Raw genomic sequence first — 22,237 nt, forward strand, 5'->3', positions numbered from 1 at the left:
CGATTTGATCGGCAACTTGCATTGAGCCTCCCGCGAAAGCCTGTAGCTTGGCCGAAAGAATTCGGAGACAGGCAGGATGCAGGGAACTGGAACACATGAACAGGCCGAGCCAACCCCGGACCTGATCGTGATCGGGGCGGGGTTCGGCGGGATCGGCATGGCGGCGCAAGCGTTGCGTGCCGGGCTCCGGGTGTTGGTGCTGGAACGGGCCGGCGATGTCGGCGGCACGTGGCGCGACAACATCTACCCCGGCTGCGCCTGTGACACGCAATCGCACCATTACAGCTATTCCTTCGCCATGAACCCCGACTGGTCGCGCGTTTATGCCACCCAGCCGGAAATCCTGGCCTACCTGCGCCGCACGGCCGAAGAGACCGGCGTGACCGAGAACCTGCGCTGTGGCGCCGGGGTGCGCCATGCGCGCTGGGACGAGGACCAGGCGCGCTGGCATGTCACGACGGAGGATGGCGCGACGTTTTCCGCGCGGTTCCTCGTTTCGGCGGTGGGCCAGCTCAACCAGCCGATGATCCCCGAATTCGAGGGGCGCGAGACCTTCGGCGGCAAGCTGATGCACACGGCCGAATGGGACGCGGGCTATGATCTTACGGGCAAGCGCGTCGTGGTGATCGGCAACGCCGCCAGCGCCGTGCAGGCCATCCCGCAGATCGCCCGGGTGGCCCGCCACCTGACGGTACTGCAACGCTCGCCCAACTGGCTGGTGGCCAAGGGCGACCGGCCGTTCGAAGACCGCGAGAAGCGCCGGTTCCGGGCCTTTCCATTTCTGCAGCGGCTCTACCGATGGTCGATCTACTGGCAATGGGAGCGGAGCTGGCCCGAGTTCATCGATGGCTCGCGCCAGTCGCGGCGGCAGACCGAGGCGAACCGGCGCCACATCGCGGCGGAGGCGGGGGAGCTCGCGCCCGAGCTGACCCCCGATTACCCGCTGGGTTGTCGCCGCATCCTGCTGGCCGACGATTACTACCCGGCGCTCCGCCGCGACAACGTGAGCCTGGTAACCGACCAGGTCGACCGGCTGACGCCGGAGGGGCTGCTGACGAAGGGCGGGCAGCGGATCGAGGCAGATTGCATCGTGCTGGCCACCGGCTTTCACGCGCGGGATTTCCTGCCGGGGATGACGGTCGAGGGCCGTGATGGCCGCGCGCTCTCCGACACGTGGGAACGGGCCGATGGCCCCGAGGCCTATCTCGGCATCGCGGTGCCCTGTTTTCCGAATTTCTTCCTGCTCTACGGGCCGAACACCAATCTCGGCCACAACTCGATCATCTTCATGCTGGAATGCCAGGTCCACTACGTGCTGCGGGCCATCGCCCGGCTGCGCGGGCGCGGTGAAGACCGGATCGAGGTCACGCCGGACGCCCTGCAACGGCACCGCCGCGCGCAGGCGCGCGAACTGGCCCGCACGGCATGGGCCGGGCGGTGCACGAGCTGGTACAAGACCGCGACGGGCAAGATCATCAACAACTGGTCGGCGGGGACGGTGAAATACTGGTGGCTGACACGCCGGCCGAAGACACGCGACTTCACCACGCGGTGAGGCGTGGGGGTGATCGTTTAGACTGTCGTGGGGGTTGGTAGCGGAGGAGGGACTTGAACCCCCGACACATGGATTATGATTCCACTGCTCTAACCAACTGAGCTACTCCGCCGGACCGTGGCGCTAGGTAAGGCAGCCCGGCGGCCCCGTCAAGCCCGAATTGGCCGGGTTTTCGCCGGGTTCATCCGCGCGGCAGAAGTGCCTCGATCCGGCTGGTGATCTCGGGCGATTCCGGCACCGTGGCCGAGCCCCATGTGCCCGCGACCGTGCCGTCGGGCGCGATCAGCACCTTGTTGAAATTCCACGACGGCTGCCAGCCTTCGCTATCGGCCAGCCAGCGATAGAACGGGTGGGCGCCATCGCCCAGCACCGGGGTGATCGTGGTCATCGGCAGGTCTAGATCGAAGTTCAGGGCGCAGAAATCCTTGACCTGTTCGTCGCTGGCCAACTCCTGCTTGAAGTCCTGCGACGGCACGGCCAGCACGGCGAAACCGCGGTCGCGGTAGGTGTCGTAGAGCGCCTGCAGCCCGTCATATTGCGGCGTGAAGCCACAGCGCGAGGCGGTATTGACCACCAGCACCGGCTTTCCTGCCCAATCGTCGAGCGACAGCGTACCGCCGTCGATCGAGGCGAACTGCCAGTCGCGCTGTGCCGAAAACGCGGCCGAGGCGGTCAGCATCAGCGTGAACAGCAGGGCGAGGAGGGAACGCGGGGCAAGGGCGGCAGGCATGGCGATCTCCGAAGCGGGTCTGACGGGCAAGATAAGCCGGTTGCGGCGCCTGTCCACTCCCGGCTTGCCCTCGGCCGGGCTGTGACGCAGATTGCCGCCATGACAGAGCGCATTCTCCAAGACCTCGCCGCCATCACCGGCCCCAATCACGTTCTGACCGGCAAGGATGCCGCCCCCTGGTCGCAGGATTGGGCTGGCATGATCCGCTGGACCCCGCTGGCCGTGGTCAAGCCTGCCGACACCGCACAGGTCGCCGCCATCATAAGGCTGGCAAACGAGGCGGGGGTGCCGGTGGTGCCGGTCTCGGGCAATACCGGGCTGGTCAAGGGGACCACGGCCGAGGACGCGATCATGCTGTCGCTCGACCGGATGTCGGCCATCCGCGAGATCAACCCCGCGGGCCGCACCGCGACGGTCGAGGCGGGCGTGATCCTGTCGTCGCTGCACGAGGCGGTGGCGGAGCATGACCTGATCTTCCCGCTGACCTTCGGCGCACGCGGCTCGGCGATGATCGGGGGGGCGCTGTCGACCAATGCGGGCGGCTCGAACGTGGTGCGATACGGCAGCACGCGGGGGCTTTGCCTGGGCGTCGAGGCGGTGACGCCCACGGGCGAGGTGATGAACCTGATGAGCGCGCTGCACAAGGACAACTCGGGCTACGACCTGCGCGACCTGCTGATCGGGGCGGAGGGGACGCTGGGGGTGATCACCGCCGCCGTGGTGAAGCTCTTTCCGAAACCCCGCGCCTATGCCACGGCGATGGTCGCGGCGCCGGATGTTACGCGCGGGCTGGAGCTGCTGCATATCCTGCAGGCGGAAACGGGGGGCGCGGTGGAGGCGTTCGAATACATGCCCGGCGCCTATATCGAGGCGCATCTGAAGCGCTTCCCCGACGCCCGCCCGCCCTTCGAGGAACGGCACGAAGTCAATATCCTCGTTGAAGTCGGCGCGCTGGCCGCCCGCGATGCCGAACCGGGGCCGGATGGGGAGGTGCCGATCGCCGCGCACCTGGAGGAGGTGCTGGGGCGGCTCTACGAAAGCGGCGCGGTGCTCGACGCCGTGGTCGCCAAGTCGGATGCGCATCGGGCCGAAATGTGGGCGCGGCGCGAGGCGGCGGCGGAGGTGTCGCGCCTGCGCGACCCGATCGTCGACAACGACATCGCCGTGCCGCTGGACCGGATGCAGGAGCTTCTGGAGCGCACCAAGGCGCGGGCCAAGGCGCTCGACCCCGGGATCGGCTTCCTGCACGTGGCGCATATGGGCGACGGCAACCTGCATTTCGCGGCATGGCCCGAGACGATGGATACCGGCATTCACCGCGCCATCGGCGAGGCGGTGGAGGAGGAGACCATCGCGCTTGGCGGCTCGTTCTCGGCCGAGCACGGGATCGGGCTGTCGAAACTGCCGGCAATGGGGCGTTACAAGGACCCGGTGGCGATGGAGGTGATGCGCACGATCAAGCGGGCGCTCGACCCCAACGGGATCATGAACCCGGGCAAAGTGCTGCCCTGACGGGGCCGCTCATCCGCCTTTTCAGGCGGCCTCGCAAGGCGCGCCTGCAAAGGCGTGACGAGCGCTCACTCCCGCCAGTCGAAGAAGCCCGGCCCCGCCTGTTCCAGCAGCTTGCGCGCCATCTCGGCACCCAGCGCGGGGCCGTCCTCGATCGGGGCGGTGGCGTCGTCGGACAGGCATTCGCTGCCATCGGGGCGCAGGATCTCGCCGCGCAGGCGCAGCGTGCCGCCATCCAGCTCGGCCAGCCCCGCGATCGGCGTCTCGCAGGACCCGTCGAGCGTGGAGAGGAAGGCGCGTTCCGCCGCCAGCCGCTGGCCCGTCACCCCGTCATGGATCGCCGCCAGCATGTGGGCCACGCGGGTATCGTCGCTGCGCCGCTCGATGCCGATGGCGCCCTGGGCGACCGCCGGCAGCATCTCCTCGGGCGCCATGGCGGCGCGGGCGACATCGGCCCGGCCCAGCCGGTTGAGCCCGGCCATGGCCAGGAAGGTGCAGGCCGCCACGCCATCCTCGAGCTTCTTCAGCCTTGTCTGCACGTTGCCGCGGAACTGGACCACCTCGAGATGCGGATAGCGCACCAGAACCTGTGCCCGGCGGCGCAGCGACGAGGTGCCCACCTTGGCCCCTTCGGGCAGCTCCTTCAGCCCCGCCGCGCCGGGCGAGACGAAGGCGTCGCGCACGTCCTCGCGCGGCAAGTAAGTGTCGAGCACCAGACCGCCGGGCTGTTCGACGGGCATGTCCTTCATCGAATGCACGGCGATGTCGATCTCGCCCGACAGCAGCGCCTCTTCGATCTCGCGGGTGAAGAGGCCCTTGCCGCCCAGTTCCTTCAGCGGCGTGTCGGTGGCGATCAGTGCGCGGTTGTCGCCGGTGGTCTTGATGACCACGATCTCGAACGCCTCTGGCGCAAGGTCATGCGCCGCGGCCAGCCTGTCGCGCGTTTCATACGCCTGGGCCAGCGCCAGCGGCGAGCCGCGGGTGCCGAGTTTGAGCGGGCGGGTCGGAGAGGGCGGATCGAATGTCATGCCGCCGGGTCTAGACCCGCGTTGCCCCACTGGCAAGCGCCCCGGCGCTTGACATTGCCGCCGAGGGGAGAGAACCACGTGCCCGAAAGGGAGGGCCCCCCATGGCTGCGACGAAGACGATCCTGAAGGCGCTGGCGGGCGAGGCGCAGGAGGTGCCGCCGATCTGGATGATGCGGCAGGCCGGGCGCTACCTGCCCGAGTACCGCGCCACGCGGGCCGAGGCGGGGGATTTCCTGTCGCTGTGCTACAACAGCGACCTGGCGACCGAGGTGACGCTGCAGCCCATTCGCCGCTACGGCTTCGACGGGGCGATCCTGTTCGCCGATATCCTGCTGGTGCCACAGGCGCTGGGGGCCGATCTGTGGTTCGTCACGGGCGAAGGGCCGCGGCTTTCCACGATCACCCAGCAGGCGGAGTTCGACGCGCTGAAACCGGCCTCGGACATCCACGAGACGCTGGCGCCGATCTACCAGACGGTGCGCAACCTTTCCGGAGCCCTGCCGTCTGATACCACGCTGATCGGCTTTGCCGGGGCGCCCTGGACGGTGGCGACCTACATGATCGCCGGGCGCGGCACGCCTGACCAGGGGCCGGCGCATGCGCTCAAGGCCGAGAACCGGCCGCTTTTCGAGGCCATTCTCGACCGGCTGACCGAGGCCACGATCGAGTACCTTTCGGCCCAGGTCGAGGCCGGAGCGGAATGCGTGAAGCTGTTCGACAGCTGGGCGGGCTCGCTGTCGGGCGAGGATTTCGACAGGTACGCCACCGCGCCGGCCAAGCGCATCGTCACCGAGCTGAAGGCGCGGCATGGCGATGTTCCGGTCATCGCCTTCCCCCGGCAGGCGGGCGAGAAATACATCGGCTTCCACAAGGCCACCGGGGCCGATTGCGTGGCGGTCGACGATTCCGTGACGCCGGAATGGGCGGCCGAGAACGTGCAGGTTTCGGGCTGCGTGCAGGGGAACCTGAAATCCTCGCACATGGTGACCGGCGGCGAGGATCTCGTGCGCGAGACGCGGCAGATCGTGAAGGCGTTCCGGGGCGGGCCGCATATCTTCAACCTCGGGCACGGGATCACGCCGGATGCCGACCCCGACAACGTGCAGCTTATGATCGACACGGTGAGGGAAACCCGCCGCGACGACTGACCCGCGCCGCCGGCGGGCAGACTCAATCCGACATGTTTCGCGTCGCATTCAGTCGCGCGCATGTGACGATTTCCGGGAAAGGCTGGTCTCAGCAAGGAGGCCAGCCAGATGAACACCCATTACCGCGACGCCCGCAAGATCGACCCCAGCCGCGGCCCCGTTCTGGGCGACAACACCCCCAACGATGCCGACCGCATCGAGATCGGGCCGACGCAGCTTGCCTTCCGCGAATGGGAGAAGGCGGGGCTGCAGCTGCCCGACCTGCAGGCGATGCGCCGCTACCGGTGGGAACGGCTGACGCGGCATATCGTGGAACGTGGCTATGCCGGGCTGCTGGTCTTCGATCCGCTCAACATCCGCTACGCCACCGACTCGACCAACATGCAGCTCTGGAACACGCATAACCCCTTCCGGGCCCTGCTGCTGTGTGCCGACGGCTACATGGTGATCTGGGATTACAAGAACTCGCCCTTCCTCAGCACCTTCAACCCGCTGGTGCGGGAACAGCGCAGCGGGGCGGACCTGTTCTATTTCGACCGGGGCGACAAGGTGGACGTGGCCGCCGACATGTTCTCGAACGAGGTGCGCGTGCTGCTGGAAGAGCACGCGCCGGGCAACCGGCGGCTGGGCGTCGACAAGATCATGCTGCACGGGCTGCGCGCACTCGAGGCGCAGGGCTTCGAGATCATGGAGGGCGAGGAGCTGACCGAGAAGGCCCGCTCGGTGAAGGGGCCCGACGAGATCCTGGCGATGCGCTGTGCCAGCCATGCCTGCGAGGTCGCCGTCGCCTCGATGGAGGCCTATGCCCGCACCAACGTGCCCGCCGGGCAGACCTCGGAGGACGATATCTGGGCGGTGCTGCATGCCGAGAACATCCGGCGCGGCGGCGAGTGGATCGAGACCCGGCTGCTGGCCTCGGGTCCGCGGTCGAACCCGTGGTTCCAGGAATGCGGGCCCCGGCTGGCGCAGAACAACGAGATCATCTCGTTCGACACCGACCTCGTGGGCAGCTACGGCATCTGCATCGACATCTCGCGCAGCTGGTGGATCGGCACCGAGAAGCCGCGCGCTGACATGGTCTATGCCATGCAGCACGCGCACGAGCATATCATGACCAACATGGAGATGCTCAAACCCGGGGTCACCATTCCGGAGCTGACCGCGAACACCCACGTGCTCGACGAGAAGTTCCAGGCGCAGAAATACGGCTGCCTGATGCATGGCGTTGGGCTGTGCGACGAGTGGCCGCTGGTCTGTTACCCGGACAAGGCCGTCGAGGGGGCGTTCGACTATCCGCTGGAGCCTGGCATGACGCTGTGCGTCGAGGCGCTGGTGGGCGAGGTCGGCGGCGATTTCTCGATCAAGCTGGAAGACCAGGTCCTGATCACCGAGGACGGCTACGAGAACCTGACACGGTATCCGTTCGACCGGGCGCTGATGGGCGAGGCGTAAACCCGGCAGTCAAGCCTGGCAGACGCGGTTGCGCCCCTCGTCCTTGGCGGCATAGAGCGCCGCATCGGCCCGCGAGATCGCCGTGACAAGGTCGCGCGCGGTCCGGACCGCGGCCACGCCGAAGCTGGCGGTCACCGGCCTGTCCGTGCCATCGACGGGCACGGGCGTCACGCGCAGGCTTTGACAGAGGCGTTCGGCCACGCGCCCGCCCTCCTCCAGCGTGGTGCCGGGCAGAAGCATCAGGAATTCCTCTCCGCCGAAACGGGCGATCAGGTCGCCCTTGCGGCAATTGGCGCCCATCACCTCGACCACGTGGCGCAGGGCGGCGTCCCCGGCAAGGTGACCGTAGCAGTCGTTGAACGCCTTGAAATGGTCGATGTCGCAGATGATCAGCGTCGCCGGCGTGCCGGCCAGCCCCGCCGCGTGGCGGTGGAAGGCTGCGCGGGTCAGCGCGCCGGTCAGCGGGTCGTGATCGCGCGCGGCTTCCAGGCTGACGGTGAGTTGGTAGATGTCGCGCAGCCGCAGCCCGACGAAGAACGAGATCGGCAAGGCCAGCGCCACGGTGATGACACAACTGGCGAACCTGAGCCTGTCGACGAGATCGGCCGGGTAAAGCAGCGCCTGCAAGGCGAAATTCCCCGCCAGGGCCACCACCGTGATCGCGGCGGCGAACAGCCGCACGTCACGCATATGTTTCAAACGCAGTTGCACAGCGCACTCCACTTCGCCGGTCTCGGCAACAGTGTCACGGGCCAGTTAAGACAAGTAAAAAACCGGCCGCGGGATGGCGGGAAAACTGCCCCGCATTTTCCGAAGACTTTCGCGATGTGACGCGTCTCGTTGTGCGCCCCGTGACCGGCGGCCGGCCAGCCGCCCTAGTCCGTGAGGCGCACCCGGGCAAGGAGGCCGCGATGGTCACTACCCGACAGGCCGCGCACCTCGACGCGTCCGCCGGCGGGGGCGAAGACATGGTCGATCGGCAGGGGAAAGGGCCCGAGCTGGAAGGTCGGGCGCGACGGGCCGGCGCGCTCGAACCCGGCGGCATCGGCGATGTCATCCAGGGTTTCCGACCACGGCACCATGTTGAAATCACCGCCCATGATCGCCGGGCCCCCGCCCTGCCCCAGGTAGCGCGCAAGCCAAGCGGACTGTTTCGGCTGCCCGCCCGGAAAGGGCCATGCGAAATGCAGCGACATCGCGCGGACCGGGCCGCTGGCTGTCTCGACCTGCACCACGGCAAGGCCGATCTCCTCGCTGCAGAAGGGCGTGCCGGAGGTGGGCAGGCGGGTCAGCACGGCGATGCCGCTGCGCGACGTGTAGCGGCAGAGATGCTGGGTCGGGTAGGCCTCCCACAACAGGTCGAGCAACGCCTCGTTCTCGACCGATACTTCCTGCAACGTCACGATATCCGGCGCGGCCGCCAGGATATCCTCGGCCAGCCCGCCGATGTCGGAATTCCGGTGGAACATGTTCTTCTGGTAGACGCCCAGCGCCCCCGGCTCGGCCTGGGGCAGCTTGTGGCCCAGAACGCTGCCTGCCCCGGCAAGGCAGAGCGCCGCGCCCGCCAGCCGCCAGCCGCGTGGCAGGCCCGTGGCCAGCACGAGCAGGAGCGCCGGCACGGCAATCGCGAGGCGGAACACCGCAAGGCTGTCGCCCACCGGGTGCAGCGCGCCGGCAAAGCTCAGGCCAAGCGCCACCAGCGCCAGCGCTGCCATGATCCTCACGAGTGTTTTCACCATCTCACCTTGACGTGACAGCGCCGTTACATGTCTGGTGCCGGCCACGCGGGCTTCCTACCCTTTGAGCCTGTCCAAGGAAAGGAATGGCGATGCCGACCGAACGATTCACCTTCACCGGTCATTCGGGCGACGAGCTGGCGGCGCGGCTCGATCTGCCCGAGGGCCCGGTTCTGGCCACCGCGCTTTTCGCGCATTGTTTCACCTGTTCCAAGGACATTCCCGCCGCACGGCGCATTTCGGCCCGGCTGGCGGGCGCGGGGTTCGCCGTGCTGCGGTTCGATTTCACCGGGCTGGGCCATTCGGAGGGCGAGTTCGAGAACACCTCGTTCACGTCGAATGTCGAAGACCTCGTGCTGGCCGCCAAGGCGCTGGCGGGACGCGACATGGCGCCGTCGCTGCTGATCGGGCACAGCCTTGGCGGGGCGGCGATGCTGAAGGCGGCGCGGCAGATCGAAAGTTCCAAGGCGGTGGTGACGATCGGCGCGCCGTTCGACCCCGGCCACGTGACGCGGAATTTCGGCGGTGACCTGGAGAAGATCGAGGCAGAGGGCGCGGCAGAGGTGCATCTGGGCGGGCGGCCGGTTAGCATCGGCAAGAAGTTCGTCGAGGATGTGAAGGCCGAGAAGCTGGAGGGCGAGATTGCCCATCTCAAGCGGGCGCTTCTGGTGCTGCACGCCCCGCGCGACGCGGTGGTGGGGATCGGCAACGCCTCCGACATCTTCCTGGCCGCGAAACACCCGAAAAGCTTCGTCACGCTGGGCGAGGCCGACCACCTGATCACCAACCCCGAGGATGCCGAATACGCCGCCGAGGTGATCGCGGCATGGGCAGCCAGGTATCTCGACCTCAAGGCGCCCTGCCCCCCGCCCGGCGCGCCCGAGGGCGTGGTTCGGGTGACCGAGGCCGACCCCGACGGCTTCCTGCAGGACGTCAATGCCGGGCCGAAGCATCACCTTCTGGCCGACGAGCCGGAGGCCTATGGCGGCACCGACAAGGGGCTCACGCCCTACGGGTTCCTGTCGGCGGGGCTGGGCGCCTGCACGTCGATGACGATCCGGATGTATGCCCGCCGCAAGGGCTGGCCGCTGGAGGGGGTGAGCGTGGACATCTGCCATGACAAGGTGCACGCGCAGGATGCCGGCCAGCCCGGCGCCAAGCCCGACCGGTTTCGCCGGGTGATCCGGCTGGAAGGGGAGTTGAGCGAGGAGCAGCGCCAGAAGCTTCTGGAGATTGCCGACAAGTGCCCCGTGCACCGGACGTTGGAGCGCAGTTCCGAGGTGGTGACGCGGCTGGAATAGGCCGCTTTCGGATCATCCCGCACCGTGCGGTGCGCGGGAGTGTTTACAAAACGTTAAAGTTTCGTGGCATTCCGGGGTGTGCGGGTCTTGTGCGGGCGGATCAAATCCGGTTCAACACGCCCCGTAACGGGAAGGGATGAGGCGCATGACCACGTGGATCACCATCTGCGACACCTGCAAGCGCGACGACTGGAACGCCGAGACCCATGACCGCCCCCATGGCGAGGACATGGCCGAGCTGGTCGAGCACCACGCCGCGGGCCGCGCGGTGCGCACGCGCCGGGTGTCCTGCCTGATGGGCTGTGCCCATGGCTGCAACATCGCCATCCAGGCGCCGGGCAAGCTGGCCTATACGCTGGGCCGGTTCGAGCCGACCGAGGCGGCGGCCGAGGCCGTTGTGGCCTATGCCGAGATGCATGCCGAAAGCGAGACGGGCCGCGTGCCGTTCCGGGAATGGCCGCAAGAGGTTAAGGGACATTTTATCACCCGTCACCCGCCCCTGCCCGACGCCGATACCGACAGCGACAGGGGCGAGGGCTAGGCCATGACCGGGGCGCGCGGCCACGGCGGGCTCGACACGGCGATGGCGCGATATGGCGGGCGGCGCGAGGACTGGGTCGACCTGTCGACCGGCATCAACCCGGTGCCCTACCCCGTGCCCCTGCTCGACCCGAAGGCCTGCACCGCCCTGCCCGGCCGTGCGGCGCATGACACGCTGACCCAGGCGGCGCGGGAATTCTGGGGCATGCCGGACGACGCCGCCATCCTCGCCGCGCCGGGCACGGCGAGCCTGGTCGCGCATGTCCCCGGCCTTTTGAGAGCGGGCCGGGTGCATATCCCCGCCCCTGTCCGGACCCGCCACGCCAAGGCCTTCGCCGCCCATGGCTGGACCGAGGGCGAGGACAGCCCCGACGCCCGCGTGCTGGTGCATCCCGACGATCCCACGGGCGGCTGGTACTCCTCCGACGACCTTGGCGCGCCCTTCACGGTGATCGACGAGAGTTACGCCGATGTTTCGCCCTACCAGTCGCTGGTCAGCTTCGCGGACAGGGAGGGCACGCTGATCCTGAAGAGTCTCGGGCGGTTCTGGGGGCTGGCCGGGCTGCGGCTGGGCTTTGCCATCGGGCCGCAGGACGAGATCGACCGGCTTTCCGCACGGCTGGGGCCGCTGTCCGTCTCGGGCCCGGCGCTGGCCATCGGCACGCGGGCATTGAGTGACCGCGCTTGGGCCGCCGACACGCGCACGAGGCTGAACGAGGATGCCGCGCATCTCGATGCGCTGATGGTGCGGGCGGGGGCCGGCGTGGTGGGCGGCACCTCGCTCTTCCGGCTGTACCGGGTGGAGGATGCCGCCGCGTGGCAGGACCGGCTGGCGCAGGCGCGGGTGTGGAGCCGGAGCTATCCCGACAATCCGGGCTGGCTGCGCCTCGGCCTGCCCGCGCCGGGGAACTGGCCCCGGGTGGAGCAGGCGATATGAGCACCGCCGCCGTTCTGGCATTGGCCATGGCGCTCGACGCGCTGCTGGGCGAACCACGCTGGCTCTGGGACAGGCTGCCGCATCCGGCGGTGCTGATGGGCCGGGCGGTGGGCTGGTGCGACCGGCGGTTCAACGCGGGCACGGGGCGGCGGGCCAAGGGCGTGCTGGTGATGGCGGGGCTGGCGCTTGGCGCCATCCTGCTCGGTGCCGCGCTGGCCGAGCTGGGCTGGCTGGTCGAGGTCGTTATCGCCGCCATCTTCCTTGCACAGAAATCGCTGGCCCAGCATGTGGGCGCGGTGGCCGATGCGCTGCGCGTCTCGGTGGGCAACGGCCGCATGGCGGTGGCGCAGATCGTGGGCCGCGACACCGCCGCGATGGACGAGCCGGCGATTGCCCGCGCCGCCATCGAGTCGGCGTCGGAGAATTTCAGCGACGGGGTGATCGCGCCCGCGCTGTGGTTCCTGGTCTTCGGCCTGCCGGGGCTGCTGTTATACAAGATCACCAACACCGCCGACAGCATGATCGGCTATCGCAACGACCGCTACGAGGCGTTCGGCTGGGCGGCGGCGCGGTTCGACGACCTGCTGAACCTCGTGCCCGCGCGGCTGACGGCGGGGATGATCGCGGCGCTGCACGGGATACTTGGTGACTGGCCGGCCATCGCCCGGGAGGCAGGCCAGCACCGCTCGCCCAATGCCGGCTGGCCCGAGGCGGCGGCGGCCCGTGCGCTTGGCGTGGCCCTGTCGGGGCCGCGCGCCTATGACGGGCGGCTGCGCGAGTTTCCCTTCGTGCACGAGGCAGGCCGCAAGATGATCGGCGCGGACGAGATCGATGCCACCGTCCGCCTGCTCTGGCGGGTCTGGGCGGCGGGGCTCGCGCTGACCGTTGCAGCCGCGCTGTTGTTGGCCGGATAGCGCGCAAACAGGTTTGCAACGATGGGCCAATGGCCTAGGTTTGTCCGGCAATGACCATTGACCGAGGTACTCATGAAAACCTTTTTCCTGATCGCGGCCCTGACCCTGACGGCGGGCGGGGCTGCGTCACAGCCATGCGGCGGCTCCTTTGCCGGTTTCGTAGACGCCATGAAACAGGAAGCCATTTCACGCGGGCATGACCCGTCCACCGTCAACAGCTTTTTCGCCTCGGCCCGGCAGGACCAGTCGGTGATCAAGGCCGACCGGGCACAGGGGTTCTTCCAGAAACCGTTTACCGAGTTTGCCCGGCAGCTTATCAGCCAGAACCGCCTGAACACCGGGCGGTCGAAGGCGCAGCAATATTCGAATGTCTTCGACCGTGTGGAACGCGAGTTCGGCGTGAGCCGCGGCGTGCTCCTCGCCTTCTGGGCGTTCGAGACGGATTTCGGCGGGTTCCAGGGCAATTTCAACACGCTCAACGCGCTGGTGACGCTCAGCCATGACTGCCGCCGGCCCGAACTGTTCCGGCCGCAGGTCTATGCCGCGCTCGAGCTTTACGAGAAGGGCGACTTCGACCCGGCCACCACCACCGGCGCCTGGGCGGGCGAGATCGGCATGGTGCAGATGCTGCCCAAGGACATCATCGAGAACGGTGTCGATGGTGACGGCGACGGGCACGTGACCCTCAAGACCTCGGCGCCGGATGCGTTGATGTCGGGGGGCAAGATGCTGCAATCGCTGGGCTGGCGCGCCAACGAGCCGTGGCTGCAGGAGGTCGAGGTTCCGCAGGACATGGACTGGGCGCAATCGGGCCTGCGGACGCAGAAATCGGGGGCGGACTGGGCCAGCCTCGGCGTCACGCCGCGGCACGGACAGATCCAGCGGAACCTGCAGGCCAGCCTGATCCTGCCAGAGGGGCACAAGGGGCCCGCCTTCCTCGCCTACCCGAATTTCCGCGTCTATTTCGAATGGAACCAGTCCTTCACCTACGTGCTGACGGCGGCCTATTTCGCCAACCGGCTGGAAGGCGGGCCGGTCTTCGACGCGGGCAACCCCGAGCCGGGGCTGTCGGGCGGCCAGATGAAGGCGCTGCAACAGAAGCTGGCGGCGCGCGGCTATGACGTGGGCGAGATCGACGGCATCCTCGGCGCGGGCACCCGGTCGGCGGTGCAGGACGTGCAGCAGGAACTGGGGATGCCGGCGGATGCCTGGCCGACGCAGGCGCTGTTGAACCGGTTGTGAAGCTGGGGGCTCTGCCCGTCAGCACGCGAAACGCTCCACTGGAGCGTTTCCGGGCAGCGTGCTAACCCCCCGGGATACTTGACCCAAGAAGAAGCAGGGGCCGATGAGCGGAGACGCGTTCGAGATATTCCTGGCCGCGCCGCCGGGGCTGGAGCCCGTGCTGGCCGAGGAGGCGCGCGCGGCCGGGTTCGACGTGACCGGCGAGGTGCCGGGCGGCGTGACGGTGCAGGGCGGCTGGCCCGAGGTGTGGCGCGCCAACCTGGTGCTGCGGGGCGCGGGAAGGGTGCTGGCGCGGATCGGCGGGTTTCGGGCGATGCACCTGGCGCAGCTGGACAAGCGGGCGCGGAAGTTTCCGTGGGGCGACGTGCTTCGGCCGGACGTGCCGGTGAAGGTCGAGGCCACCTGCCACGGCTCGCGGATCTACCACGACAAGGCGGCGGGGCAGCGCGTGGAACGGGCGTTGGCGGAAGAGCTGGGCGTGCAGATCGATGCCAAGGCCGGGCTGCGGGTGATGGTGCGGATCGAGGATGATTTCTGCACCTTCTCGGTGGACACCTCCGGCGAGCCGCTGCACCGGCGCGGCCACAAGGAGGCGGTCGGCAAGGCGCCGATGCGCGAGACACTGGCGGCGCTGTTCCTGCGGCAGGGCGGGTATGACGGTGCGGAGCCGGTGGTGGACCCGATGTGCGGCTCGGGCACCTTCGTGATCGAGGCGGCGGAGATCGCGGCGGGCTTGTATCCGGGGCGGTCGCGGCGGTTCGCGTTCGAGGATTTGGCGGGGTTCGATGCGGACGCCTGGACCGAGATGAAGGGGGCGGCAAGCGGCGGAACGGACATGGTTTTCCATGGCAGCGACCGGGATGCCGGCGCGGTGAGATCGGCCATCGCGAACGCCGAACGGGCGGGGGTGGCGACACTCACCCGGTTCGAGCAGATGGCGGTGAGCGAACGGATGCGGCCGGAGGGGCCGCCGGGGCTGGTGATGGTCAATCCGCCCTATGGCGGGCGGATCGGCAACAAGAAGCTTTTGTATGCGCTTTACGGCGCGCTGGGGAAGACGCTGAAGGAGCGGTTTTCGGGCTGGCGCGTCGGGATCGTGACCTCGGAAGGCGGGCTGGCCAAGGCAACGGGGCTGCCGTTCAAGCCGGGCGGGCCGCCGGTGGCGCATGGGGGGCTGAAGGTGAAGCTGTACCAGACGGGGCCGCTGCCCTAGGGCGAATCAGGGTTAAGTGGCTGATTTTGCTCGAAACGCGATGTCGGTATCACGTCGGTATCTTGTCGGTATTACGTCGGTGTTTTCGCCGGCGGCGGCGCGGTTAAGGGCCCGGGCGTTGCGCCGGGGCGGGGTTAACCACGTTTGGCGCGGGCGTATTTACTTTTCGTAAGCATAATCACATTATCAAAGGGTATCGGAAATCGCTTTTCAGGTTCATCACCTAAGAGTCGACCCTGCGGAGGTGCTTCTCCGCAGGGTCTTTCCTTGTTTCGGGTCAGACCCCGATCCAAAGGCGGATGATGGTCACGATCAGCGTTGCCGCCGCGAGGATCACCATCCACTTTCGGAAATCATTTTCGCTCAGGTTCATCACCTCCAGACACTGCAAAGGGTTGCAGCGAAGCGGAGTGTGGGGGCGAGGCATGAAGGAAAGCCTAAAATTGCGTGCAAAACCGGAAGCCGAGGTGAGCCCATTCGCTCAAAGCGCGGATTAACCGTGGGCGGGGGCGCGTTGTTTACTTCCTGTTAGAAAAATCGCATCATAACGGAAGAACGAAAGTTGTTTCTTCGGTGGCTTCGCCCCTCGAAACCGACCCCGCAGAGTTGCCGCTCTGCGGGGTCTTTCCTTGGCCAAAGGTCAGACTCCCAGTCAAAGCCTGATGATCGTCGCCAGCAGCGTTCCCGCCGCCAGGATGACCATCCATTTCCGAAAGTATTCCTCGGTCAGTGGCTTCACCTCCTCTCACTGCAAAGGGGTGCAGCGAGAAATAGAGTTGCCGCCGAAGATGAAGGAACGCCTAAAACTGTTCGCAATTCGAGATGTGGAGCCTGCGCGGCGCTGAACCCGGTGCGGTTAACCGCCTTGGACATCGCCGAGTTTACTTTTTGTTAGAGAAGCCGCATCATAAGAAGGTATCGAAACCTATCATTCAGGTTCATCACCTAATGAGTGACCCTGCGGAGCTGCTACTCCGCAGGGTCTTTCCTTGTCACGGGTCAAGCAGCACGACCCACTCAGGCCACCATCTGCTCGGCCTTTTTGAGGTCGACGGAGACAAGCTGGCTTACGCCCTTCTCGCCCATGGTGACGCCGAAGAGGCGGTCCATCCGGCTCATCGTCACGGCGTGGTGGGTGATGATCAGGAAGCGGGTTTCGGTGCGGCGGCACATCTCGTCGAGCAGGTCGCAGAAGCGGCCCACGTTGGCGTCGTCGAGCGGCGCGTCGACCTCGTCGAGCACGCAGATCGGCGCCGGGTTGGCGAGGAAGACGGCGAAGATCAGCGCCAGCGCCGTCAGCGTCTGCTCGCCCCCCGAGAGGAGCGACAGGGTGGCCAGTTTCTTGCCCGGCGGCTGGCACATGATCTCGAGCCCGGCGTCGAGCGGGTCGTCGCTTTCGACCATCACGAGGTTGGCCTCGCCGCCGCCGAAGAGGTGCTGGAACAGCATGGTGAAGTTGGAATTCACCTGTTCGAAGGCGGTCAGCAGGCGCTCGCGCCCCTCGCGGTTCAGGGACGCGATGCCGCTGCGCAGGGTGCGAATCGCCTCCTCCAGATCGGCCTTCTCGGCGGTAAGGGAGTCGTGCTCCTCCTGCACCTCCTTGGCGTCTTCCTCGGCGCGCAGGTTCACGGCGCCCAGTGCGTCGCGCTGGCGCTTGAGGCGGTTGACGTCGGCCTCGATGGCGTCGGCGCCGGGCATGTTGTCGGGGTCGGCCTCGAGCCGGTCGAGCAGCTTGGCGGGGGTCGTCTCCTGCTCTTCCTCGATGCGCTCGGCGGCGTGATCGCGGGCCTCGACGGCGGCCTCGGCGCGGGCCTCGGCGCGGGCGCGGGCCTCGCGCGCGTCGGAGGCGGCGCGTTCGGCATCCCGCTCGGCGGCAACGGCCTCGCGCAGATTGCCCTCGGCGGTGGAGAGGGCGTCGGCGGCCTCGGCCTTGCGCTTCTCGGCGCTGGCGATCTGGCCGGAGAGGTCGTCACGCTGGGCCGAGAGTTCGGCGGGCTTGGCCTGCGCCTCGGAGAGTTCCTCCTCGGAGGCGGTCTTGCGCTCGGCCAGCTCGGCGCTGCGTTTCTCGGCGGTTTCCAGACGGTTGCGCCAGCCGGTGACTTCCTTGGCCACCTCCTGCGCCCGCTTGGCGCGGGCCTCGCCTTCGCGGCGGAGCTCGTCATGGGCCGAGCGCCTGGCCATCATGGTCATGCGCGCGGCTTCGACCGTCATCTTGACGTCGTCGACCCCGGCGCGGGCCTCGTCGAGGTCTTCCAGCGCGTTCTGCGCCGCCTCGGCCTCGTTGAGCGCCTTGCGGGCCGACAGCGCCTCCTCCTCGTGCCGGGTGACGGCGAGGCCCAGGGATTCCAGCCGCGACTGGGCGAGGTTGCGGTCGGCCTCGGCGCGGGAGAGGGCGCGGCTGGCGTCGTTGACGGCGGCATCGGCGGCGCGACGGGCCTCGCGGGCCTGCTTGTCGGCCTCGGTCAGGTCGGCGAGGCGCTTGCGCAGGGCCTCGTGCGCGCCGCTGGCGCCCTCGGCGCGGGCGGTGGCGTGGGCGAGCTGCTGCTTGAGTTCTTCCAGCCGGTTGAGCTGTTGCAGGCGGAGCGCGGCGGCCGAGGGCGCATCCTCGGCCCAGGCGCGGTAGCCGTCCCAGCGCCAGAGGTCGCCCTCGGTGCTGACGAGACGCTGGCCGGGCAGAAGCTCGGCCTGAAGGCGGGGGCCGTATTCGGGCTCGACAAGGCCGATCTGGCTGAGCCGGCGTTGCAGGACATCCGGCACGTTGACATGGTCGCACAGCGGCGCGACGCCATCGGGCAGCGGCTGTGCCTCGGGGTAGCCCGGCAGGCGGGTCCAGCCGGAGGGGCCGTCAGCCTCGACTTCCGGCGCGCGCAGGTCGTCGGCGAGCGCGGCGCCGAGGGCTTTCTCGTAACCCGGCGTGACGGTGAGCGCGTCGAGGATCTGGCCGCCCTCGGCGGTGTCGCGGTCGACGAGACGGGCGAGTGCCGAGACCTCGGCGGAGAGCGCGTTGACCTCGCCCTCGGCCTCGGAGCGTTCGGCGCGGGCGTCGGCCTCGCGCGATTGCGCCTCGGCGCGGGCTTCGTCGGCGAGTGTCAGGGTTTCCTCGGCCGACTCGGCGGTCTTGACGGCCTTCGCCTCTTCCTGCTGCGCGGTGTCGTAGTCGGTTTTCGCCTTGTCCAGCGCCTCGCGCGAGGTTTCGGCGGCGGTGCGGGCGCGGGCGGCTTCGGCTTCGCTTTTCTCGAGGGTTTTCCTGTAGTCCTCGACCGTCCGCTGGGCCGATTGGTGGCGGGCGGAGAGGCGGGCCACGTCCTCGGTCAGCTGGCTGAGGTCGGTTTCGCGCTCTTGCAGGATGGTGGCGGCGTCGTGGGATTCCTGCGCGGCCTCGGCGAGCCGGTCCTCGTGGCCTTCGGAGGCGTCTTCCAGTTCCTGCGCCTCCTCCTCGAGCCGGGCGATGGTTTCGCCGGCGTCGCGGTTGAGGCTGTCCTCGCGCTCGATATCGCGGGCAAGCTGGGTGATGCGGGATTCCAGCGTCTCGATGCGGGCGCGGGCGGTGGCCTCCTGCTCGTCGAGCGAATCGATGGCGACCTGCACGCGCTGCATGATGGCGGCGGCGATGGCCTCTTCCTCGCGCAGGGGCGGCAGGGCGGCCTCGGCGGCGGCACGGAGGCGGTCGGCCTCGCGCGCGGCGGCCTCGGCGCGGGAGGTGTCGGCGGTGCGCTCGCGCAGCTGCGCCTCGGCGGCGGCGCGGGCCTCGTCGGCCTCCTTCCAGCGGCGATAGAGGAGGAGACCCTCGGCATGGCGCAGTTCCTCGCCGATCTTGCGGTAGCGAGCGGCCTGCCGGGCCTGACGTTCCAGCTGGGCGAGCTGCGCGGCGAGCTGTTCGATGACGTCGTCGACCCGTGTGAGGTTCTGTTCGGCGCCGTTCAGCTTCAACTCGGCCTCGTGCCGGCGCTGGTAGAGGCCGGAGATGCCGGCGGCCTCCTCGAGGATGCGGCGGCGGGCCTTGGGCTTGGCATTGATCAGCTCGGAAATCTGGCCCTGGCGCACCAGCGCCGGCGAATGGGCGCCGGTCGAGGCGTCGGCGAAGAGCATCTGCACGTCGCGGGCGCGGACATCCTTGCCGTTGACCTTGTAGGCGGAGCCCACGTCGCGGGTGATGCGGCGGATGATTTCCAGGTGGTCGGATTCGTTGAAGCCGGCGGGCGCCAGACGGTCGGAATTGTCGATATGGATCGACACTTCGGCGAAGTTGCGGGCCGGGCGCGAGGCGGCACCGGCGAAGATCACGTCCTCCATCCCCGAGCCGCGCATCGAGGTGGGGCGGTTCTCGCCCATGACCCAGCGCAGCGCCTCCAGCAGGTTCGACTTGCCACAGCCGTTGGGGCCCACCACGCCGGTGAGGCCGTTCTGGATATAGAGGTCGGTCGGGTCGACGAAGCTCTTGAAGCCGGTCAGCCTGAGTTTTGAGAACTGCACTGTGCTTGCCCCTTGTGGCCGGTGACGCGCCGGTGATTCCGGTCTTGGGGACCAATGAGAGAGAGGCGAGGGCCACCTGTCAACGGGGTTTGCCCCGGATATGGGTTAATCTGTGCCGTTATCCACAAGATATTGCGCATTGCCGGGTGAAATTGGCGGGGTTTGGCGCATGGCGCGCGCCGCCTCCCTGCCCCGGCGCCTTGCCGCTGTCTTGCCGTCGGCCTGCGCCGGGATGTCGCAATCGGCCTTGACGCAACGGCGGTCGGGCCTCATACCGGAGGGTGCAAGGGTCCCCATATGGGTGCAAAGCACTCGGGGATAAATCGGGAATGACGTGACGGCGGACCCAATTCGGGAGCCCAGGCGTCAGCCGCCCCCGCGACTGTAAGCGGTGAGCCCCCTGCCACATGCCACCGGGCCGGAAACGGCCTTGGGAAGGCGGCAGGACAGGCTATGACCCGCGAGCCAGGAGACCAGCCTTTGCGTGATGCAATCCACGCCTCGGGTGAGAGGCAAGGAAGGAGTAAAGACTATGACCGCACTGGTTCAATCCGCTTCCAAATCGACCGTTCTGCCGGCTGTTGCCGCCCTGCTGCTGGGCTTCGGCATCCTGACGCTGGCCGGCCACGTGCAGGCCGCGGCGCTGCATGACGCCGCCCACGACGTGCGCCACGCCACCGGCTTTCCCTGCCACTGAGCCATGTTTCAGCGTATCCTGACCAGCGCGCTGTTCGCTGGGTTCTGCGCGGGGCTGATCGCCGCCGCGCTGCAGTTCGCGTTCGTCCAGCCGGTGCTTCTGCATGCGGAGCTGTACGAGGGCGGTGAGCTTGTCCATTTCGGCGCCGAGGCGGTGTCGGCCCATCCCGAGTTGCCGGGTTTCGACCCGGTGCGCGACGGGATGAGCGTGCTTTTCTCGGCGTTGATCTACGTGGGCTATGCCTTCATCCTCGTCGCCGGAATGGCGATGGCGGCCGAGCGCGGCGTGCGGATCGACGCCCGCACCGGGCTGATCTGGGGCATCGCGGGGTTCATCGCGTTCCACTTCGCGCCGGCCTTCTCGCTGCCGCCGGAAGTGCCCGGCGTAGCCGCGGCCGATCTGGCCGCGCGGCAGGTCTGGTGGTGGGGCACGGTGGCCGCCACCGGGATCGGCCTTGCCATGATCGGGCTGGGGCGCGGGCTGGCCGCGACGGGGGCGGGCATCGTGCTGATCCTCGCCCCGCACGTGATCGGCGCGCCGCATCCCGCCAGTTTCGCCGGGCCGGTGCCGCCGGAACTAGCCGCGCTGTTCGCCAGCCGGGCGCTCGGCACGGGCTTTGCCGTCTGGGCGGTGATGGGCTGCCTTGCCGGGTATTTCTGGCAGCGCGAGGCGGCGGGCGAGACCGCCACCGCCTGAGCGCGGAAACTGCTATCCTGTCCGGGCGGCCAACGCGCCGCCCGGCTGTACGACAGGGGGATACCGCATGCCGAAGACCTTCATATTCCTGATCATCGGCCTGTTCTTCGGAACCGGCGCGGGGTTCCTTCTGGCGGCCAGCACCGGCGCGCAGGTCGAAGGGCACGCGCACGGGGCCGATGTGCATGACCATTCCGCGCACGATCATGGCGAGGGAACGGAGGGGCACGACCATTCGCAACTGACCGAGGCGGAGGGCCCGGCGCCGGAGCTGTCGATCGCCTTTCACCCCGACGGGGCGCAGAGCCGCAACCTCGAGATCATCGTGCAGAACTTCACCTTCGACCCGCAGGCGGTGAACGGCGCGCACGTGCCGGGCCACGGCCACGCCCATGTCTACGTGAACGGCGTCAAGATCGCCCGCGCCTACGCGCCGTGGTTCCACCTCTCGGCGCTGCCGGTGGGCGAGCACGAAGTGCGGGTCACGCTCAACGCCAACGACCACACGCAACTGGCCGTCGAGGGGGAGCCGATCGAGGTGACCGAGACGCTGGTGATCGAATGATGGCGCTTGTGGCTGGCGTGGGTTTTGGGGGCGCTGCCCCCGACGTTGAAACCCCTTGGGTTTCAACGCCTCCCCCGGGATATTTCCGGCCAGAAGAAGCGCCGGTGGTGCGCCCTGTTTCAGGCCGGGACGCGGCCGATCAGGCAGAAGCGCAGGCGGCCCGCCGGGCGGGCGTCTTCGATCCAGCCGTCGGGCGTCTCGGCGTAGAGGGCGGCGAAGGCCAGCGTGTCGGCAAGGTCGGTCTCGGGCGCGATATCGCCGAAGAGATAGGTGGCCTTGCCCGGCGCGGTGAAGGCCACCGACAGGGGGCGGGCGCAGTTCGACAGGCAGTCATGCGCCTGCACCTCGAAATCCATTCCGCGCGAGGCGAGCGCCGCGCGCAAGGTGTCGGCAAAGCCCTTGCCGTCACTCCCCTCGCATGTTGAACAGACCACGATCCGGTGCATGGGGTTCGCCTAGGCGATCGCCGCACCGCTGACAAGCTTTTCGGAAGGAGCTTCA

The 22,237-nt window shown here is 68.2% G+C and carries 20 protein-coding genes, 1 tRNA gene and 1 riboswitch; of the genes, 14 read left to right on the top strand and 7 right to left on the bottom strand.

Annotated features, from left to right (window positions below):
* Positions 1-76: 76 nt before the first annotated feature.
* The gene (locus tag QUV18_RS00580; RefSeq protein ID WP_300891297.1) at positions 77-1,555 is read left to right on the top strand and encodes an NAD(P)/FAD-dependent oxidoreductase; all 1,479 of its coding nucleotides are present in this window, start codon (positions 77-79) and stop codon (positions 1,553-1,555) included.
* 35 nt (positions 1,556-1,590) lie between these two features.
* On the opposite strand, the gene QUV18_RS00585 is transcribed toward QUV18_RS00580, so the two are convergent.
* Together QUV18_RS00585 and QUV18_RS00590 are read right to left on the bottom strand one after the other, a co-directional pair.
* A tRNA-Met gene (locus QUV18_RS00585) sits at positions 1,591-1,667 on the bottom strand.
* A gap of 69 nt (positions 1,668-1,736) precedes the next feature.
* A complete protein-coding gene (locus tag QUV18_RS00590) occupies positions 1,737-2,234 on the bottom strand; it encodes a glutathione peroxidase (RefSeq protein WP_300892029.1) in 498 nt (165 codons plus the stop codon).
* Positions 2,235-2,384: 150 nt separating this feature from the next.
* On the opposite strand from QUV18_RS00590, the gene QUV18_RS00595 reads away from it, so the two are divergent.
* Complete coding sequence (locus QUV18_RS00595) at positions 2,385-3,797, top strand: FAD-binding oxidoreductase (RefSeq protein ID WP_300891298.1); 1,413 nt, start codon at positions 2,385-2,387, stop codon at positions 3,795-3,797.
* Between the two features lie 65 nt (positions 3,798-3,862).
* Here QUV18_RS00595 and hemC read toward each other — a convergent pair whose 3' ends face one another.
* A complete protein-coding gene (hemC, locus tag QUV18_RS00600) occupies positions 3,863-4,822 on the bottom strand; it encodes a hydroxymethylbilane synthase (protein WP_300891299.1) in 960 nt (319 codons plus the stop codon).
* 101 nt (positions 4,823-4,923) lie between these two features.
* On the opposite strand from hemC, the gene hemE reads away from it, so the two are divergent.
* Positions 4,924-5,970 (top strand): uroporphyrinogen decarboxylase, encoded by a 1,047-nt coding sequence (gene hemE, locus QUV18_RS00605; RefSeq protein ID WP_300891300.1) that lies wholly within the window; start codon positions 4,924-4,926, stop codon positions 5,968-5,970.
* Positions 5,971-6,078: 108 nt separating this feature from the next.
* Positions 6,079-7,422 carry a dimethylsulfonioproprionate lyase DddP gene (dddP, locus tag QUV18_RS00610; protein WP_300891301.1) on the top strand — a complete coding sequence of 448 codons (1,344 nt, stop codon included), beginning with the start codon at positions 6,079-6,081 and terminating at the stop codon, positions 7,420-7,422.
* Positions 7,423-7,431: 9 nt separating this feature from the next.
* On the opposite strand, the gene QUV18_RS00615 is transcribed toward dddP, so the two are convergent.
* The gene (locus tag QUV18_RS00615; protein WP_300891302.1) at positions 7,432-8,112 is read right to left on the bottom strand and encodes a GGDEF domain-containing protein; all 681 of its coding nucleotides are present in this window, start codon (positions 8,110-8,112) and stop codon (positions 7,432-7,434) included.
* A 185-nt stretch (positions 8,113-8,297) separates the two neighbouring features.
* Positions 8,298-9,158 (bottom strand): endonuclease/exonuclease/phosphatase family protein, encoded by an 861-nt coding sequence (locus QUV18_RS00620; protein WP_300891303.1) that lies wholly within the window; start codon positions 9,156-9,158, stop codon positions 8,298-8,300.
* Positions 9,159-9,250: 92 nt separating this feature from the next.
* Between QUV18_RS00620 and QUV18_RS00625 the strand changes: the two genes are divergently transcribed.
* The 7 genes from QUV18_RS00625 to QUV18_RS00655 all read left to right on the top strand — a co-directional run bounded on the left by QUV18_RS00625 (position 9,251) and on the right by QUV18_RS00655 (position 16,150).
* Positions 9,251-10,459 (top strand): bifunctional alpha/beta hydrolase/OsmC family protein, encoded by a 1,209-nt coding sequence (locus QUV18_RS00625; protein ID WP_300891304.1) that lies wholly within the window; start codon positions 9,251-9,253, stop codon positions 10,457-10,459.
* A 145-nt stretch (positions 10,460-10,604) separates the two neighbouring features.
* The gene (locus tag QUV18_RS00630) at positions 10,605-11,000 is read left to right on the top strand and encodes a DUF1636 domain-containing protein (RefSeq protein ID WP_300891305.1); all 396 of its coding nucleotides are present in this window, start codon (positions 10,605-10,607) and stop codon (positions 10,998-11,000) included.
* Positions 11,001-11,003: 3 nt separating this feature from the next.
* Positions 11,004-11,936, top strand: coding sequence for an aminotransferase class I/II-fold pyridoxal phosphate-dependent enzyme (locus QUV18_RS00635; RefSeq protein WP_300891306.1), 933 nt, complete (start codon positions 11,004-11,006; stop codon positions 11,934-11,936).
* On the top strand, positions 11,933-12,850 hold the full coding sequence (gene cbiB / locus QUV18_RS00640) for an adenosylcobinamide-phosphate synthase CbiB (protein WP_300891307.1): 918 nt from the start codon (positions 11,933-11,935) through the stop codon (positions 12,848-12,850). Before QUV18_RS00635 ends, cbiB begins: the two co-directional genes overlap by 4 nt.
* Positions 12,851-12,922: 72 nt before the next feature.
* Positions 12,923-14,092, top strand: a complete 1,170-nt coding sequence (locus QUV18_RS00645) for a lytic murein transglycosylase (protein WP_300891308.1) — start codon at positions 12,923-12,925, stop codon at positions 14,090-14,092.
* A gap of 103 nt (positions 14,093-14,195) precedes the next feature.
* The gene (locus QUV18_RS00650; protein ID WP_300891309.1) at positions 14,196-15,305 is read left to right on the top strand and encodes a class I SAM-dependent RNA methyltransferase; all 1,110 of its coding nucleotides are present in this window, start codon (positions 14,196-14,198) and stop codon (positions 15,303-15,305) included.
* Between the two features lie 662 nt (positions 15,306-15,967).
* Positions 15,968-16,150 (top strand): hypothetical protein, encoded by a 183-nt coding sequence (locus QUV18_RS00655; RefSeq protein ID WP_300891310.1) that lies wholly within the window; start codon positions 15,968-15,970, stop codon positions 16,148-16,150.
* Between the two features lie 172 nt (positions 16,151-16,322).
* Here QUV18_RS00655 and QUV18_RS00660 read toward each other — a convergent pair whose 3' ends face one another.
* Positions 16,323-19,778 carry an AAA family ATPase gene (locus QUV18_RS00660; RefSeq protein WP_300891311.1) on the bottom strand — a complete coding sequence of 1,152 codons (3,456 nt, stop codon included), beginning with the start codon at positions 19,776-19,778 and terminating at the stop codon, positions 16,323-16,325.
* Positions 19,779-20,048: 270 nt separating this feature from the next.
* A riboswitch (cobalamin riboswitch) is annotated at positions 20,049-20,275 on the top strand.
* 35 nt (positions 20,276-20,310) lie between these two features.
* On the opposite strand from QUV18_RS00660, the gene QUV18_RS00665 reads away from it, so the two are divergent.
* The 3 genes from QUV18_RS00665 to QUV18_RS00675 all read left to right on the top strand — a co-directional run bounded on the left by QUV18_RS00665 (position 20,311) and on the right by QUV18_RS00675 (position 21,736).
* On the top strand, positions 20,311-20,475 hold the full coding sequence (locus QUV18_RS00665; RefSeq protein ID WP_300891312.1) for a CbtB domain-containing protein: 165 nt from the start codon (positions 20,311-20,313) through the stop codon (positions 20,473-20,475).
* Between the two features lie 3 nt (positions 20,476-20,478).
* Complete coding sequence (locus QUV18_RS00670) at positions 20,479-21,171, top strand: CbtA family protein (protein ID WP_300891313.1); 693 nt, start codon at positions 20,479-20,481, stop codon at positions 21,169-21,171.
* Between the two features lie 67 nt (positions 21,172-21,238).
* Positions 21,239-21,736: a hypothetical protein gene (locus QUV18_RS00675; RefSeq protein ID WP_300891314.1), complete on the top strand. Its 498-nt coding sequence runs from the start codon at positions 21,239-21,241 to the stop codon at positions 21,734-21,736.
* Positions 21,737-21,855: 119 nt separating this feature from the next.
* Here the strand turns inward: QUV18_RS00675 and QUV18_RS00680 are convergent, their stop codons facing one another.
* Positions 21,856-22,182, bottom strand: coding sequence for a DUF1636 domain-containing protein (locus tag QUV18_RS00680; RefSeq protein WP_300891315.1), 327 nt, complete (start codon positions 22,180-22,182; stop codon positions 21,856-21,858).
* Positions 22,183-22,237: the final 55 nt, after the last annotated feature.

Source organism: Roseovarius sp., from assembly GCF_030373445.1.
GTDB lineage: Bacteria > Pseudomonadota > Alphaproteobacteria > Rhodobacterales > Rhodobacteraceae > Roseovarius.